This is a genomic window from Pseudomonas sp. XK-1 (assembly GCF_038069885.1).
Classification (GTDB): Bacteria; Pseudomonadota; Gammaproteobacteria; order Pseudomonadales; family Pseudomonadaceae; genus Aquipseudomonas.
Genome location: NZ_JBBPES010000002.1, coordinates 132,324 through 148,217, shown reverse-complemented (window position 1 = coordinate 148,217; position 15,894 = coordinate 132,324). Strand labels below are relative to the sequence as shown.

General features: G+C 52.0%; 15 protein-coding genes. All 15 read left to right on the top strand.

Going from position 1 to position 15,894, the window contains the following annotated elements:
• Window positions 1-3 precede the first annotated feature (3 nt).
• The 15 genes from wbjC to rfbC all read left to right on the top strand — a co-directional run bounded on the left by wbjC (window position 4) and on the right by rfbC (window position 15,842).
• Window positions 4-1,122, top strand: a complete 1,119-nt coding sequence (gene wbjC, locus WMW70_RS06380) for a UDP-2-acetamido-2,6-beta-L-arabino-hexul-4-ose reductase (protein ID WP_341436680.1) — start codon at window positions 4-6, stop codon at window positions 1,120-1,122.
• Between the two features lie 23 nt (window positions 1,123-1,145).
• On the top strand, window positions 1,146-2,276 hold the full coding sequence (wecB, locus tag WMW70_RS06375) for a non-hydrolyzing UDP-N-acetylglucosamine 2-epimerase (RefSeq protein ID WP_341436679.1): 1,131 nt from the start codon (window positions 1,146-1,148) through the stop codon (window positions 2,274-2,276).
• The gene (locus tag WMW70_RS06370) at window positions 2,277-3,476 is read left to right on the top strand and encodes a glycosyltransferase family 4 protein (protein ID WP_341436678.1); all 1,200 of its coding nucleotides are present in this window, start codon (window positions 2,277-2,279) and stop codon (window positions 3,474-3,476) included.
• A gap of 43 nt (window positions 3,477-3,519) precedes the next feature.
• Window positions 3,520-4,128 (top strand): GNAT family N-acetyltransferase, encoded by a 609-nt coding sequence (locus WMW70_RS06365; RefSeq protein ID WP_341436677.1) that lies wholly within the window; start codon window positions 3,520-3,522, stop codon window positions 4,126-4,128.
• 72 nt (window positions 4,129-4,200) lie between these two features.
• Entirely contained in the window at window positions 4,201-5,364 is a 1,164-nt protein-coding gene (locus WMW70_RS06360; RefSeq protein WP_341436676.1) for a DegT/DnrJ/EryC1/StrS family aminotransferase, read from the top strand.
• Window positions 5,357-5,950 carry a sugar transferase gene (locus WMW70_RS06355; RefSeq protein WP_341436675.1) on the top strand — a complete coding sequence of 198 codons (594 nt, stop codon included), beginning with the start codon at window positions 5,357-5,359 and terminating at the stop codon, window positions 5,948-5,950. Before WMW70_RS06360 ends, WMW70_RS06355 begins: the two co-directional genes overlap by 8 nt.
• Before the next feature lie 468 nt (window positions 5,951-6,418).
• Window positions 6,419-7,357 (top strand): NAD-dependent epimerase/dehydratase family protein, encoded by a 939-nt coding sequence (locus tag WMW70_RS06350; protein ID WP_341436674.1) that lies wholly within the window; start codon window positions 6,419-6,421, stop codon window positions 7,355-7,357.
• Window positions 7,354-8,412: an MraY family glycosyltransferase gene (locus tag WMW70_RS06345; RefSeq protein ID WP_341436673.1), complete on the top strand. Its 1,059-nt coding sequence runs from the start codon at window positions 7,354-7,356 to the stop codon at window positions 8,410-8,412. The genes WMW70_RS06350 and WMW70_RS06345 overlap by 4 nt, the downstream gene beginning before the upstream one ends.
• A gap of 208 nt (window positions 8,413-8,620) precedes the next feature.
• Window positions 8,621-8,734, top strand: a complete 114-nt coding sequence (locus WMW70_RS22050; protein WP_445942114.1) for a PglD-related sugar-binding protein — start codon at window positions 8,621-8,623, stop codon at window positions 8,732-8,734.
• Window positions 8,694-9,173 (top strand): PglD-related sugar-binding protein, encoded by a 480-nt coding sequence (locus WMW70_RS06340; protein WP_341436672.1) that lies wholly within the window; start codon window positions 8,694-8,696, stop codon window positions 9,171-9,173. Before WMW70_RS22050 ends, WMW70_RS06340 begins: the two co-directional genes overlap by 41 nt.
• 639 nt (window positions 9,174-9,812) lie before the next feature.
• Window positions 9,813-11,753, top strand: coding sequence for a polysaccharide biosynthesis protein (locus WMW70_RS06335; protein ID WP_341437041.1), 1,941 nt, complete (start codon window positions 9,813-9,815; stop codon window positions 11,751-11,753).
• A gap of 201 nt (window positions 11,754-11,954) precedes the next feature.
• Window positions 11,955-13,223 (top strand): O-antigen ligase family protein, encoded by a 1,269-nt coding sequence (locus tag WMW70_RS06330; RefSeq protein WP_341436671.1) that lies wholly within the window; start codon window positions 11,955-11,957, stop codon window positions 13,221-13,223.
• Window positions 13,224-13,339: 116 nt separating this feature from the next.
• Complete coding sequence (gene rfbB / locus WMW70_RS06325) at window positions 13,340-14,434, top strand: dTDP-glucose 4,6-dehydratase (RefSeq protein WP_341436670.1); 1,095 nt, start codon at window positions 13,340-13,342, stop codon at window positions 14,432-14,434.
• A complete protein-coding gene (rfbA, locus tag WMW70_RS06320; protein WP_341436669.1) occupies window positions 14,431-15,309 on the top strand; it encodes a glucose-1-phosphate thymidylyltransferase RfbA in 879 nt (292 codons plus the stop codon). Before rfbB ends, rfbA begins: the two co-directional genes overlap by 4 nt.
• The gene (gene rfbC / locus WMW70_RS06315; protein WP_341436668.1) at window positions 15,306-15,842 is read left to right on the top strand and encodes a dTDP-4-dehydrorhamnose 3,5-epimerase; all 537 of its coding nucleotides are present in this window, start codon (window positions 15,306-15,308) and stop codon (window positions 15,840-15,842) included. The genes rfbA and rfbC overlap by 4 nt, the downstream gene beginning before the upstream one ends.
• Window positions 15,843-15,894 lie beyond the last annotated feature (52 nt).

Below are 15,894 nucleotides of genomic sequence, written 5' to 3'. Positions count from 1 at the left end.
GCGATGAAAGTGCTGATCACGGGGGCCGATGGCTTTGTCGGCAAAAACTTGCTGGCTCACCTTGGTGAGCGCAGCGACGTTGAGGTGCTCCGCTTCACTCGCGATGACCCAATGGCTGTGCTGCCGGCCTTGGTGGCCCAGGCGGATTTTGTTTTCCACTTAGCAGGGGTCAATCGTCCTGAAGACCCTGGTGAATTCAAGCGCGGCAATACAGATCTAACTCGTGCGCTCTGCGACGCGATTGTATCTAGTGGCCGTCAGACTCCGTTGCTCTACACCTCATCCATCCAGGCGGAGCTGAACAACCCCTACGGGATCAGCAAGCGTGGGGCTGAGGAAGCCATGCAGGCGCTGGCTGCCCAGCATGGATCGCCGGTCTATTTATTTCGTTTACCGAATGTGTTTGGCAAATGGGCGCGCCCGAACTACAACTCGGCGGTTGCGACTTTTTGCCACAACATTGCGCGTGATTTACCGATACAGATCAATGATCCCCAAGCCTGCATCAGCCTTGTGTACATTGACGATGTAATTGAGAGTTTCATGGCAGTAATGGAGGGTAAGCGGGTTGGTCAGTCCTTCGTAAGTGTCTCGCCAGAGTACAGCATTACCGTTGGCGAGCTGGCTAAGCAACTTCATACCTTCCGTGACAGTCGGGCGTCGATGATTACCGAGCCAGTTGGTACTGGATTGGTGAGAGCATTGTATTCCACCTACCTCAGCTACTTGCCGCCCGAGCGCTTCACCTATGAAGTACCAAAGTATGGCGATCAGCGTGGCGTGTTCGTGGAAATGCTCAAGACCAAAGACTCCGGGCAGTTTTCCTACTTTACCGCTCATCCGGGCATTACCCGTGGCGGACACTACCACCACTCCAAGACCGAGAAATTTCTGGTCATCAGAGGCAAGGCCTGTTTTCGGTTTCGCCAAATTGTATCGGGCGAATTTTATGAGTTGTTCACTGATGGTGAGCAACCGGAAATCGTCGAGACAGTACCCGGCTGGACCCATGACATCACCAATGTCGGCGATGAGGAAATGATCGTGATGCTGTGGGCAAACGAGATTTTCGACCGTGAGCATCCAGACACCTTCACTCGTCCAGTTGGTACCGAAGCCTAAGTCGCTTTGAACAAGGATTTGCAATGAAAAAGCTGAAAGTTGTTACCGTGGTAGGCACTCGCCCGGAAATTATTCGCTTGTCGCGGGTCATGGCCAAGCTGGACGAGCATTGTGATCATGTGCTGGTGCATACCGGTCAGAATTACGACTATGAATTGAATCAGATTTTTTTTGATGATCTGGGTATTCGTAAACCGGATCACTTTCTTAACGCCGCCGGTGCTTCAGGTGCCGAGACTATCGGTAACGTAATCATTGCAGTGGATCGTGTGCTGGCTGAAGTGCAACCCGAGGCTTTGCTGGTGTTGGGCGATACCAATAGCTGCATGGCGGTGATTCCAGCCAAGCGTCGCAAGATCCCGACTTTTCATATGGAAGCTGGCAACCGCTGCTTCGATATGCGCGTGCCTGAAGAAATCAACCGCCGGATTGTCGATCACACGGCCGATATTAATCTGACTTACAGCACTATCGCGCGTGATTACCTGCTGCGCGAGGGCCTGCCGCCAGATATGGTGATCAAGACCGGTAGCCCAATGTTCGAAGTGCTCAATCACTACCGTGATGGTATCGAAGCTTCGGACGTAATAGAGCGCCTAGGCCTAGAAGCAGGCAAGTTTTTTGTAGTCAGCGCCCACCGTGAAGAAAACATCGACTCCGACCAGAACTTCCTCAAGCTGGTCGCGGTGCTTAATACCGTGGCTGAGCATTATGGCTATCCGGTGATCATCTCCACCCACCCGCGTACCCAGAAGCGCGTGGACGCCATGGGCGTGCAGTTTCATGCAAACGTGCGCCTGCTCAAACCGCTGGGTTTCAAGGACTACAACAAGCTGCAGCTCACCGCTAAGGCGGTGCTGTCGGACAGTGGCACCATCAATGAAGAGTCCTCAATCCTCAATTTTCCGGCATTGAATATCCGTGAGGCCCATGAGCGCCCGGAAGGCATGGAAGAAGCTGCGGTGATGATGGTGGGGCTGGAGGTTGAGCGTGTCATGCAGGCGCTGCAGATCCTGGAAAGCCAGGAACGTGGTGGTGATCGTAGCTTGCGTCTGGTGGCAGATTACAGCATGCCCAATGTCGCAGACAAAGTGGTACGGATTATTCATAGTTACACCGACTATATAAATCGTGTGGTGTGGAAGAAATTTTAAATGCGGATTTTGTTTATAAGTCAATTATTTGATCCGGAGTACTCAATAAAAGGCCTCGGTTTTTTGCAGGAGATGCAAAAACAGGGCTTTGAAGTAGATGTTATTACGACCTTTCCAAATTATCCGACGGGTAAAATATTTCCCGGATATAAAGTAAAGCCATGGCAAATTGAAATGCATGGTGGTGTGAGGGTCATCAGGGTGTTTTCCTATATCTCTCACTCCCGATCGAAGCTTTCGAGAGCGTTGAATTATGCATCATTTATGGTCAGTGCATTTTTGGCAGCTGCGATAATTCGTAAGCCCGATGTTATATATGCGTACCATCCTCAGTTGACAACAGGGCTTATTGCTTCGGTATTCAAGAAGGTCAGCAGTACGCCCTTTATCACCGACGTGCAAGATCTTTGGCCTGACGCGCTTGCGGCAACTGGCACGCAGAGTAAAGGTCTTGTATACAGTGGGATCAATAAGATTTGCAATTTTGTGTACAAGACCTCGACGCGGATTGTCGTGTTGTCAGATGGGTATAAAAATGTATTGATTGATCGGGGTGTACCGGCAAACAAGATTGTTGTTGTATACAATTGGCATGCCGACGAATCTGTAACTATTGACGGTCGAGAAGAACGTCTATTGCCCCAGGGCTTTGATCATACATTTGTCTATGCGGGAAACTTAGGTGCCGCCCAATCGCTTAAAAATGTCATTTCTGCATTCTCCAATAGCGCAGAAAAGTCTGTGTGCTTAGTCGTCATAGGGTCGGGTGTTGAAGAGGACGAGCTGATCAGTCATGCACGTACAATAGGTGCGAAGAATATCTTTTTTCTTGGTTATGTATCTTCCCAGAAAATAAAAAAATATCTGAGCCAAGCAGATGTTCTTGTTGTGCACTTAAGAGACGAACCATTATTTAAAATTACGATACCTTCCAAGATTCAGGCGTATTTGAGCTCGCAAAAGCCCATTTTGATGGCGGTTGGAGGGGAAGCAAATCAGATTATCTGTGATGCAGAGGCCGGGGTGAGTGCGGAGCCAGACGATATCTTGAGCATAGAGTCAGCGATTATAGAACTGCTATCTAGACGCAATGAATGGGAAGAAATGGGACGCAATGGCCGGCGGTTTTATGAGACTGAAATGTCACGGGGTCGAGGTGTGAGCAAGATCGTTTCATTATTGAAAGACCTGCAAAACTGATCAGTAGACAATCCAGGCAGTTTATCTATCGAGGCGATAGTTTATGAAGTTAAGATTTGCAGATGAGCGTGATATTGATGCTGTGGCAAGCGTGCACCTTGCTGCCTTCCCTGGTTTTTTTTTGACAAGCCTGGGGAGGAGGTTCTTGATCGAGATGTATAGAGGCTTTTTAAGTCATCCCAGTGGTATTTTTTTTGTAGCTGAAGAACAGGGGGAGGTCATGGGGTTTGCCGCTGGGACCAGTGCTCCTGACGAGTTCTTTTCAGAGCTGCGTCGACGTCGAGCGATATTTTTTCTCTTGTGGGCTCTGCCTGCATTGTTGCGTCATCCCGCGATAGTTATTCAAAAATTACGCTCAGCTATTTTTTACCGTGGTGATAAGCCAGCAGGTTTGGAGGGGGGGGCGCTGTTGAGCAGTATTGGCGTGTGCCCCGATGTTATTGGTAAGTCCGTTGGTAAAAGGCTTCTTCATGACTTCGAGAGCGAAGCGTTTTCCCGTGGAGTAGGGTTCGTCTATCTGACCACTGACGAAGCTGGAAATGATCGAGTCAACAAGTTCTATAAAAATAATGGATATTTTGTTGAGTCTAGATTTTGCCAAGGAGCCAGTCGTGCAATGTTGCGATATGTTAAAAATAGTCAGTCGCAATGAGTGTTAATGGGTCAAGTTAATTTTTTATCAATTTTACTTAATGCCAAATTTAAAATATAGGTGGGTTACAATTTGAGCACAACAGCGTTTATCCCATTCGCTTTGCCAGAAATCGGTGAGGAAGAAATTCAAGAGGTTGTGTCTGCCCTACGTTCCGGTTGGGTGACTACTGGTCCTAAGACTCGACAGTTCGAACAGGACTTCTCGGCGTTCCTCGGTAGTGATGTTGAGAGCATAGCTGTCAACTCGGCTACGGCAGGCCTGCACTTGGCGCTAGAGGCTATTGGTATTGAGCCAGGCGATGAAGTTATTTTGCCAAGTTACACATTTACTGCAACGGCAGAGGTAGTACGCTATCTCGGCGCAATCCCGGTAATGGTGGATGTGCTTGATCAAAATTTTAATATCGATCCCCTGGCTGTAGAGGCGGCAATAACCCCGCGTACTCGCGCAATTATGCCTGTGCACTTTGCAGGCTTGAGTTGTGATATGGATGCCTTGCTTGCGATTGCACAACGTCACGGACTGAAGGTTGTGGAGGACGCTGCGCATGCCCTGCCTACTACCTGGGCAGGACGTAATATAGGTACTTTGAGCTCAGATGTGACTGTCTTTAGCTTCTATGCCAACAAAACCATGACCACGGGCGAGGGTGGTATGGTTGTGACTCGCAACCCGGAGATTGCCAAGCGGTGTCGCATAATGCGCTTGCATGGCATCAGTCGGGACGCTTTCGATCGCTATGTGTCAACTTCGCCAGCCTGGTTCTATGAGGTGGTTGCACCTGGTTTCAAGTACAACATGACCGATGTGGCTGCAGCCATGGGTATTCATCAACTACGTCGGCTGAAGGGTTTTCAACTGAAGCGTGAAGCAATGGCGTTGGTATATGATGCGGGGCTTGAGGGGTTGCCGGTTATTTTGCCTTGCCATGCACCGGCTGGCGATATCCATGCTCGTCATCTTTATCCTGTGCGTTTGTTACCTGAAGCCGGTATTAGTAGAGATGAGTTCATTGTGAAAATGTCTGAGCAGGGAGTGGGGTGTTCTGTTCACTTCATTCCTCTGCATTTACATCCTTATTGGCGAGAAAGCTGTAAGCTTACTCCAGATATGTTTCCCGTTTCACAGAAACTATTCGAGCAAGAGGTTTCCATTCCACTCTATACACGCATGACCGAGGAAGATCAGCAGCATGTAATTAATGCTATTCATAAGGTGCTGCAGGATGTCTAAGCGAGTATTTGATTTGTTCGGCTCGGGAATAGGCTTGATTTTTTTATTCCCTGCGTTCCTGTTGATTATGCTCTGGATAAAGCTAGATTCTCCTGGGCCGATTTTTTTCAGACAAGTACGTGTTGGCCGCTTTGGTGAGCCATTTCGTATTCATAAATTTCGGACTATGCGAGTTGATGCTGAACAGTCCGGTCGCTTAACTGTTGGTGTTGACAGCCGGATCACTCGCTCAGGGCTTTTTCTGCGCAAGTACAAGCTTGATGAGCTTCCTCAGTTGATCGATGTGTTGATTGGGCGTATGAGTCTTGTGGGGCCGCGGCCTGAAGTCCAAGAGTTTATTGATTATTATCCTTCCGCGGTGCGCGATAAGGTGTTGTCAGTAAGGCCAGGAATAACTGACTGGGCGTCGATTGAAATGGTCGATGAAAATCAGTTGCTGGCAGGCTATGATGATCCACGTCAAGCGTATATTGATATTGTGCTCCCCATCAAGCAGCGCTTCTATCTTGCGTATGTAGACCAGCAGGGTTTTATTACGGATATAAAAATTATTCTCTCGACTATTCTGAAAGTATTCTCAAGATAATGGTCCTCCTCGCAATTGGTTAGTGTGTTCGGGCTATATCCTAGTCTAGGTATTCTCCGATTGTATTTACCAGCGGCGACTATTAGCATTGAGGGCTTTGGAACGGTCTGCCACGGTGGTACGCACACTAGGAGCTGGGGTAATACTTTTACGGTCTGCGCAGCCCCAGGTTCCGCGGCAGGCCTCTAAGCCGTCGAGACCTGCCCTAAGGGCTAGGACTTTTCTGTTTACAGCTAGGAGCAGTTGGAGCCATTGCCCGCGGGCTGAAAATTAGGTCACGTAGGCGCTTGAACTGGAAGTGCTCGCTGGACGTGATGGCGGCCGTTATGTGGAAACTATGTTGATTTAACAGTTGGACCTGCCCCAGCGCAATAGCCGTGTTGCGCTGAGCTTCTGCAACCAACTCGATTGTTGTTTGCTTCAAATATTATTGTCCCTTTGCGGTGTTCTCACTCGGTACTAACAATAATGAAAATACTGGTGACTGGTACTACTGGCTTTGTGGGTCGGGCTTTGTGTAAACGGCTAGAGAATGAGCCTGAGCGCTATCAAGTAGTTTGCGCACATAGGCAACGGGAGGGTGCGGTTGATAGTTGTTTGATTGACCTTGCCACTGTTGCAGATTGGAGTTCCTGCTTGACTGGAGTTGAGGTAGTGGTGCATCTCGCCGCTGCCGTTCACGGTGCGGATGGTGAATCTCCGATAGCTATGAATCATCATGCGCGGATCAATGCACATGGCACCTTACAACTTGCTCGGCAAGCGGCCGATGCTGGTGTGAGGCGATTTGTGTTTGTTAGCACTATCAAGGTGAATGGCGAGGAAACCGAGTCGGGTGAGAGTTTTACGTCAGTGAGCGCAGCAAACCCGTGCGGCGCTTATGCGTACTCCAAATATCAAGCGGAGAAAGGACTGTTCGAACTGGCATCTCGTATGGCGATGGAGGTCGTCGTCATCAGGCCGCCATTGGTTTATGGGGCCGGGGTCAAGGCTAACTTTCGCAGTTTGTTGAGTTGGGCGCAGAGCGGTTTACCTTTTCCCGTGCCCGCTCAGTCGAATGTGCGGACTCTGGTGTCGGTCGAGAATTTAGTGGATCTGTTAGTGGTGGTACTAACTCATCCGGCGGCTGGGAATCAGGTGTTGTTGGCCGGAGATGGAGAGTCGTTTTCGACCGGAGAATTGTTTACGATTTTAGCCAGTGCTTTAGGCCATACGCCAGTATTATTGCGGTTGCCAATGCGCGCAGATGGTTTGTTGGGTAGAGTGTGGCCTGCATATCGAAAACTGTCACGCTCGCTAGCGGTCGATATTGGGCGCACCCAGGAGTTGCTCGAGTGGTCTCCACCGATTAAGCCTCGCCAAGCCTTAATCGAAACTGCTTTGGCTTTCCGCGAGGAGGGGCGATGACTTTGGCATTGTTCTTGTTAGTGGGGGCTTTTTCTTTATCTTTCCTGTTGACCATGACTTATCGTCGTTTTGCACTTCGTTTTGCGCTGTTCGATGTACCTAATGCACGCAGTTCACATTCTGTATCGACTCCGCGTGGAGGTGGAGTTGCTATTGCATTAACAGTTCTTGTTGTTGGACCACTCTGGTTTTGGAGTAGCGGTGATGCCATACCGGCAGAGTGGCAGGCAGTGTTAGTTGCGGGAGCTTGGTTTGCCTTCATCGGTTGGCTTGACGATTTAGGTGTATTTTTTTCTACCTTGCCTCGTCTCGGCGCGCAGTTTTTTGGTGCGTTCCTAGCCTTAAGTATGCTTTCAGGCGTGCCGCCCATAATGTTTGGGGGTATTCCGTTGGGTACCGGCTGGTTGGGGGTAGTAGTTGGGTTGCTGTATATGGTCTGGATGATCAATCTGTACAATTTCATGGACGGTATCAATGGGCTTGCTAGCCTTGAGGCTGTAACCGTTTGCGTTGGGTTACTTATCATTAGCAGTGTTTCACATTGGGAGCAGGGATTGAGCTTTATGCTTGCGGTCTTGGCTTCGGCATCTGCCGGTTTTGCTCTATGGAACTTCCCTAAGAGCAGAATATTTATGGGCGATTCTGGTAGTTATTTTCTCGGTGGAACCTTGGCAACGCTTTTGCTGGCTGGTAGCTGGGTGAATCTTGATTGGTTGTGGTGTGGCTTAATCATGTTGGGCGTTTTTATCACCGATGCCACGTTGACCTTAGCGCGAAGATTGGCCCGAGGGGAGAGGCTTTACCAGGCACACCGTGAGCATGCATATCAGCATGCTGCCCGGGCTTTTGGGAAGCATGCACCAGTTACGCTGGCGGTTTGTGTTATCAATGTAGTCTGGCTTTTGCCGATGGCGCTATTGCTTGCTATCGGGGTTTTGTCTGCTCACATGGCAATTATCATCGCTTATGCACCATTGTTGTTGCTTGCGCTTTATTTGCAGGCAGGCTTGCCTGAGCGGAATAAACCTGATGGATTGGTCGATGGACCATCATGATGAGAATCCTCGATGTCCATGGGTATATTGCTGCGCAATAGCTTTCTCGGTACAGAGTTGGGTCCTTGGTGTGCTCTAGCTGCAGGCAGTCTGAGTGGCTCTGCAGGAGCTGTGGAGTTGGTTAATTTTGCTGAGGTTGTCGATTGCCTATGCTGCTCTATTGGTGCTGGCAGTTGAACTGCCGTACCTGTGAGCGAGAGTCTGGGTCGTGAGTGAGCTGACATTACTAATTATCGGCGCGGGCGGGCATGGCAAAGCTGTTGCTGAGGCGGCGCTACTGAGTGGCGAGTGGCGAGTGGCAGCGGATCGCGTTTGCCGATGACCGTTGGCCCGCGTTGTGCGAAACCTTTGGCTGGCCTGTTGTGTCCGATGTAGCGGGCTTGACTGTGCTGAAAGTTGCGGTGGCGGGCGCTATAGCTGCGGTTGGTAATAATGCTGTGCGCGAACAGTGCGTTAAGGCCATTCATGCAGCTGGGCTGCCTCTGGTAACGGTGGCGCATCCCCGTGCCTGCGTGAGTACTGCCGCTGTTATAGGCGCGGGTACGGCGATCATGGCGTTGGCGATGGTGGGAGTCGACGCGGCTATTGGCGAGGGCGCTATCGTCAATGCCAATGCAACTGTTGATCACGATGCCAGTCTCGGGGATTTTGCCCATCTTGGGGTTGGTGTTCAGTTGGCCGGTGGGGAGAATATTGGTGCCCGGGCATGGCTACAAGCTGGCTGTAGCGCGGGGTATAAGGTCGTAGTCGGCGATGGTTGATATGTGCGCAGGGAACGGTAATGCGAGCTGATGCGTAGACTTTAGCCAGCGGTTGATGGACTGTCTGCTTTGTCGATACGGCGTTTGATATTACTCTGCACACCGTATGGTGTTGCGTTAAGCGTTTTGCAGAGCGGTTCTGTCTATGCGTTAGTAATGGCTAGTGTGCCGTCCCTAATAGCTTCAGCCGTGGGCTTTGGTACGTCCGGTGCACCCTACGACGTGGCTAACGCGTTTTAGCACGACCCGAAGGGCGATCATGTGCGTCAGGCTCATCTACAACACGTACACTGCATCTGGCCCTCCTCATGTGGGAGGGCGTTACTGCTAGGGTGCTTGGCTCGGCTAGCCCACCGATAGTGCGTGGCTGATTACAGTTACCTGACGCTCTTTTGGTTGGATGGCTGTTGTCTCCCTACTGCAGATGAGACAGCTATTACAGGGGAGGGAGAGTTTTTTTATTTGTAAGTGCGCTGTATTTGCTGCAAGGGTTTCATGTTAATGATTGTGTTTTTTACTCGGCGGGGGGGCGTTGACTCGCCGTTTTTGTGCTCCAAGGATTGAGGTGTTTTTGTGTTAAGACTTGCTGAAATTTTGCGCAATCGTCTCGTCAAGTTGCCTCGCCGCCACAAGCGATTGATGCAGGTTGCAATGGATGTGGTACTGGTCTGGGCTGCGTTGTGGCTGGCATTTGTTGTGCGCCTGGGGGATGCAAGAAGTATCGAGCCCTTTGCAGGGCATGCCTGGTTGTTTGTGCTTGCCCCGTTTATCGCGATTCCTTTATTTGTTCGTTTTGGCATGTATCGGGCTGTCATGCGTTATTTCGGCAATGATGCCTTGGTAGCGATTGTAAAGGCCGTTTCACTATCAGCCTTGATTTTAGCGTTGGCGGTGTACTGGCATCAGGGTGCACCAAAATTGATTCCTCGTTCTATGGTGTTTAATTATTGGTGGCTGAGCCTAGTCATGATCGGCGGCTTGCGCCTGATGATGCGCCAGTATTTTATGGGCGATTGGTATTCGTCGGATAAACCCTATCGTCTCCAAGGGCGTGATCAAGGGTTACCGAAAGTTGCGATCTACGGCGCGGGTGCGGCCGGTAATCAGTTGGCCGCAGCGCTGCGGCTTGGTCGAGGGATGCGGCCCGTGGCTTTTATCGACGATGACTCCGGTATTGCCAACCGAGTCATCGCCGGGCTGCGGGTTTATACCTCCAAACATATTCAGCAAATGATCAATGAGACGGGGGCCGAGGAGATACTGCTGGCAATTCCGTCCGCTTCGCGCGCAAGACGGCGAGAGGTGCTGGAGAACCTTGAGCAGTACCCTTTACATGTGCGCAGCATACCGGGCTTTATGGATCTGGCCAGCGGTCGGGTCAAGGTCGACGATGTGCAGGAAGTAGACATTGCCGATCTGCTTGGGCGCGATGCGGTACCGCCGCAACAGGCTCTTTTTGAGCGCTGCATCCGTGGTCAGGTGGTTATGGTGACGGGAGCCGGTGGCTCCATAGGTTCGGAGCTGTGTCGACAGATAGTGGCGAGCGGGCCGACGACTTTGCTGCTGTTCGAGCATAGCGAATTCAATCTTTACAGTATTCATAGCGAACTTGAGCGGTTCCTCAGGCGTGAGTCATTGCCGGTGCGGCTGGTGCCGATTCTGGGGTCGATTCGCAATGCCGGGCGCCTGTTCGATGTGATGCGGACCTGGAAGGTAAACACGGTTTATCACGCAGCGGCTTATAAGCATGTGCCTATGGTCGAGCACAATATTGCCGAGGGCGTTCTGAATAATGTGTTGGGCTCAACCTTTACTGCACAGGCGGCAGTTAAGGCTGGAGTTGAGCATTTTGTGTTGATCTCCACCGACAAGGCTGTGCGGCCTACCAATGTTATGGGCAGTACCAAGCGCTTGGCCGAAATGGTTTTACAGGCATTGAGCCGCGAGTCAGCTCCTGTGTTGTTCCGTGATGGCGAGTCTGTGCATCGGGTCAACAAGACCCGTTTCACCATGGTGCGTTTCGGTAATGTGCTGGGGTCTTCGGGCTCGGTTATTCCGCTTTTCCGTGAGCAGATCCGTAAGGGTGGGCCGGTCACCGTCACTCATCCGAATATCACCCGCTATTTTATGACCATCCCCGAAGCCGCGCAGTTGGTGATTCAGGCGGGGGCTATGGGGCAGGGCGGTGATGTGTTCGTGCTGGATATGGGCCAGCCGGTAAAGATTGTCGAGTTGGCGGAGAAGATGATCCACCTCAGTGGTCTTAGTGTGCGATCGAGCAAGAACCCACATGGCGATATCGCTGTTGAGTTCAGTGGCTTGCGTCCCGGTGAGAAATTGTATGAGGAGCTGCTGATCGGCGATAACGTCAGCCCGACCGATCATCCGATGATTATGCGCGCAAATGAAGAGTGCTTGTCTTGGGAGGCTTTCAAGAAGGTCTTAGCCAATTTACTCAATGCAGTGGAGCACGATGATTACGACCGCGTGCGCCAACTGCTGCGCGAATCGGTGAGCGGCTACGCGCCCGAGGGTGAGATCGTCGATTGGATCCACCTACAACGCCGGATTGAACCCTAGTGCGCGATTTGTAGGTGATGGCTGCTAGTACCTATAGCGTTCGGTAGGAGCCTGCTTGCTGGCGATCTCCTCTTGCAACCTCGGAGTCACCCCGCGAGTAGTATTGCGGCCTAGGCAAAAATTATTGCGAGCCAGATCACTAGCGCGTGTTTTCGCTGGTATGTCGAGTTGGTTGGTACCAAGGAATTAGAAGGAATATTTGTGCGTTTGACTCAGCGATTGACGGTCCCTAGCGCGATGTTACCCAAAGCCTGGTTCTTGGTTTTAGTACTTGGTTTATTTGTGCAGTTGACCGGGCTACTGTTCAACAGCGATGGCAGCCGCTATGCAACGCAGACTTACTTGTTGCTATTTGTCCCTGCATTGATTCTTCTGTTCTGGCAGCGCTTGTCTTTGCATACCTGGCGTCAGGTACCTGGCGTATTATTTTTGTGCCTGCTAGCTTGGGTGTTGGCGAGTAGCTTATTCAATCCAGGCTCAAATAATGATGCAGATTATTGGCTGAAGATAGTATTGCTGATACTGCTCTACGTCTTTGCTGTGGCCTCTCTGGTCAGCCATAAGAGAGCCTTTACTGGGTTGCTGGTGGCCGTGGTGACGTTGGTCGCTGTGTTTGCCTGGCTGACGATTTATTACCAATTTGTTGTATTGGATAAGCCTTTGGGGTACGCGGTGCTGCGCCATGCTCGGCTATATGAGCTAGGTTGGCGTGGACTGGCGGATCTTAAAAACCCGATTATCGCCGGCCTCTATTACGGCGTGTTCGCGGTGCTTCTGACTTATCTCTTGGTTGGGTTTAAGGTGCGCGCTTGGCAGGCTGCTCTACTGGTTGTCGGTATGGCGGGGCTGTTAGTCTATGTGTTGTTCACGGCCTCCCGTGGTGCCTGGTTTTCTACTGCAGCAGGGTGTCTAGCCGCGCTGTTATTGTTTCCTAATATCAAGTCGCGAACACTGATCGGGCTTGGCTGCTTAGTGGTGGCTGCCGCTGTTTATTTGTTTTGGCCAGAAATTCAGCATGAACGTGAGATAGGTGTAAGTGGCCGTGATCTCATCTGGGGTAACTGGGCTGATCGTCTTCCAGAGTTTTGGTTAATGGGGGCAGGGGCCGGTGCGGATTTAATATTTAATTTTCCGAACTCCAATCGGGGTTTTCTGCATGCCCACAGCCTCTATTTGCAACTGTGGTACGAATACGGCATCGTCGGTTTTGGTCTTTTTGTTTTGCTGTTACTGAGCCTGCTATGGAAGGGCTGGCAGTGTAGAGCTGAACCTTTGGCGCGCCTCGGTTTGGCGTTGTTGGTGTTGGCCATGGTGGCTATGGTTTCGGACGTTTATGCAATTTTCCATCGTCCAAGCCCATTTTGGGTGCTGTTCTGGTTCCCTGTAGGCATTCTACTTGGCGTAAGTCGGCACGACGGGAAGGCGTCTTTAAAGCAGAGTGCTCAGGAAAAGCCTGAAAATGCTCTCTGATGTTGACTAAACACGTCGATTTCATTCGCTAAACTGCTTGCTGAAACAGGCGGACATTGTGGGCACCGAGTACGCCGGTAAGCGTAAGCAAATTCGCAATCCAAGGATTAGGCCATATGGCTTCAGATCGAGTACTCGTCACCGGTGGTGCCGGCTTTATCGGCTCTGCCGTAGTGCGCCATCTGATTGACAAAACCGCTACCGAGGTTGCCAACCTCGACAAACTGACCTATGCCGGCAATCTGGAGTCGCTGGCTTCAGTGTCTGGTTCGCCTCGTTACCATTTTTATCAGGTGGATATCTGCGAGGGGCGCGCACTGGATGCGGTGTTTGCCGAGTTCAAGCCGACGGCGGTGATGCATCTGGCGGCGGAGTCCCATGTGGATCGCTCCATTGATGGCCCGGCGGATTTTATCCAGACCAATATTGTTGGCACTTACAGCCTGCTGGAGGCCGCCCGCCGCTATTGGAGCGCCTTGGCAGGCTCACAGAAGGCGGCGTTTCGCTTTCATCATGTTTCCACCGATGAGGTGTATGGCGACCTTGAGGAGGCCAGCAGCCCGTTCACCGAAACCACAGCCTATGCACCAAGTTCGCCTTACTCGGCCTCCAAAGCCAGTTCCGACCATCTGGTTCGTGCCTGGCAGCGTACCTATGGCCTACCGGTGTTGTTGACCAATTGTTCGAACAACTACGGGCCTTACCACTTCCCGGAGAAGCTGATTCCGCACGTTATCCTCAATGCGCTGGCTGGCAAGCCGTTGCCCGTATATGGCGACGGCTCGCAGATTCGTGACTGGTTGTATGTGGAAGATCATGCGCGGGCGCTGTGTGAGGTGGTCAGCCGCGGGGTAGTGGGCGAGACCTACAACATCGGTGGGCATAACGAGAAGCGTAATCTGCAGGTGGTGGAAAGCATTTGCGACCTGCTCGATGAGCTGGCACCAGCAACCGATGATCGCGACGCAAGGACTGGGCGTCCCCGCCTCTCCTACCGAGAGCTGATTACCTTTGTAAAGGACCGGCCGGGGCATGACCGTCGCTACGCCATCGACGCCAGTAAGATCGAGCGTGAGCTGGGCTGGAAGCCGGAGGAGACATTCGAAACGGGACTGCGCAAGACCGTGCAGTGGTACCTGGACAACCGCCAGTGGTGGGAGCGGGTACTGAGCGGCGAATATCAATTGGGCCGTTTGGGAGAGCAGGCATGAAAGGCATCATCCTCGCCGGTGGTTCCGGTACGCGCTTACACCCCATTACCCGGGGCGTTTCCAAGCAATTGCTGCCGGTTTACGACAAGCCGATGATCTACTACCCCTTGTCGGTGCTGATGCTGGCCGGCATTCGCGAGGTATTGATCATTTCCACCCCGGAAGATTTGCCGAATTTCCGCAAGCTGCTGGGCGATGGTTCCGAGTTCGGCATCGAGTTGAGCTATGCCGAGCAGCCTTCGCCGGATGGCTTGGCGCAAGCCTTCCTGATTGGCGAGTCGTTTATCGGGGATAGCAGCGTCTGCTTGATCCTCGGCGACAATATCTTCTACGGCTATGGCTTCAGTTCCATGCTGCGCGATGCTGTCGGCCGTGAAAGCGGTGCCACCGTATTCGGTTATCACGTTTCCGACCCCGAGCGCTTTGGTGTGGTGGAGTTCGATAGCACCGGCAAGGCGATTTCGATTGAGGAAAAGCCCGCCATGCCGAAGTCCAACTATGCGGTGACCGGTTTGTATTTCTACGACAATTCGGTGGTGGAAATTGCCAAGCAGGTAAAACCGTCCGGTCGCGGAGAGCTGGAAATCACCGATGTGAACAACGCCTACCTGCAGCGCGGTGATTTGCATGTCAGCTTGCTTGGCCGTGGCTTCGCCTGGCTCGATACGGGCACCCATGACTCGCTGATGGATGCCGGCTACTTTGTGCACACCATCGAAGCGCGCCAGGGCCTGAAGGTGGCCTGTCTGGAAGAAATCGCCTATCAGCAGGGCTGGCTTTCGGCCGAGCAGTTGCAGCGGCAGGCCAACGCCCTGAGCAAGAGCGGCTATGGGCAGTATCTGCTCACCTTGTTGGCACAGAAGGCGACGCAATGAAGATTATCGAAACTCAACTGCCAGGGGTGCTGATCATCGAGCCGAAGGTGTTCGGTGATCATCGCGGTTTTTTTCTCGAGTCTTTCCAGGTCGAGCGTTATCGCCAGGCGGGGATCGATTTGCCCTTTGTCCAGGACAACCATTCGCGCTCGCAGCGCGGGGTTTTGCGCGGTTTGCATTTCCAGCGCAGCCGCCCTCAGGGCAAGCTGGTCAGTGTCAGCCGCGGTGCTGTGTACGATGTGGCTGTGGATATCGACCCGAAATCACCGACCTGCGGCGAGTTTGTGGGGGTGGAGTTGAATGATGAAAATCATCGTCAACTCTGGGTCCCGCCAGGCTATGCCCATGGTTTCTGTGTGCTGAGCGAGGTCGTGGACTACCAATACAAGTGCACCGACCTGTACTTCCCGGACGATGAAGGCGGGCTGATCTGGAATGATCCTGATGTGAATATTCCCTGGCCAATCAGCGATCCGCAGTTGTCCGCCAAGGACATGCGCCACCCTGTGTTGCGTGACCTGGTGCGTGAGTAACGGTGCTGGGGGGCAAGTGCGATAAGCTGCGCAGCTAGAACCCTGAGAGGAT

Excerpts from the sequence above, each read along its gene's own strand:
- rfbB (WP_341436670.1), top strand. The coding sequence starts at position 13,340 with ATGGCTTCAGATCGAGTACTCGTCACCGGTGGTGCCGGCTTTATCGGC.
- wecB (WP_341436679.1), top strand. The coding sequence starts at position 1,146 with ATGAAAAAGCTGAAAGTTGTTACCGTGGTAGGCACTCGCCCGGAAATT.
- WMW70_RS06355 (WP_341436675.1), top strand. The coding sequence starts at position 5,357 with ATGTCTAAGCGAGTATTTGATTTGTTCGGCTCGGGAATAGGCTTGATT.
- WMW70_RS06350 (WP_341436674.1), top strand. The coding sequence starts at position 6,419 with ATGAAAATACTGGTGACTGGTACTACTGGCTTTGTGGGTCGGGCTTTG.
- rfbC (WP_341436668.1), top strand. The coding sequence starts at position 15,306 with ATGAAGATTATCGAAACTCAACTGCCAGGGGTGCTGATCATCGAGCCG.
- WMW70_RS06365 (WP_341436677.1), top strand. The coding sequence starts at position 3,520 with ATGAAGTTAAGATTTGCAGATGAGCGTGATATTGATGCTGTGGCAAGC.
- rfbA (WP_341436669.1), top strand. The coding sequence starts at position 14,431 with ATGAAAGGCATCATCCTCGCCGGTGGTTCCGGTACGCGCTTACACCCC.
- wbjC (WP_341436680.1), top strand. The coding sequence starts at position 4 with ATGAAAGTGCTGATCACGGGGGCCGATGGCTTTGTCGGCAAAAACTTG.
- WMW70_RS06345 (WP_341436673.1), top strand. The coding sequence starts at position 7,354 with ATGACTTTGGCATTGTTCTTGTTAGTGGGGGCTTTTTCTTTATCTTTC.
- WMW70_RS06335 (WP_341437041.1), top strand. The coding sequence starts at position 9,813 with ATGCAGGTTGCAATGGATGTGGTACTGGTCTGGGCTGCGTTGTGGCTG.
- WMW70_RS06370 (WP_341436678.1), top strand. The coding sequence starts at position 2,277 with ATGCGGATTTTGTTTATAAGTCAATTATTTGATCCGGAGTACTCAATA.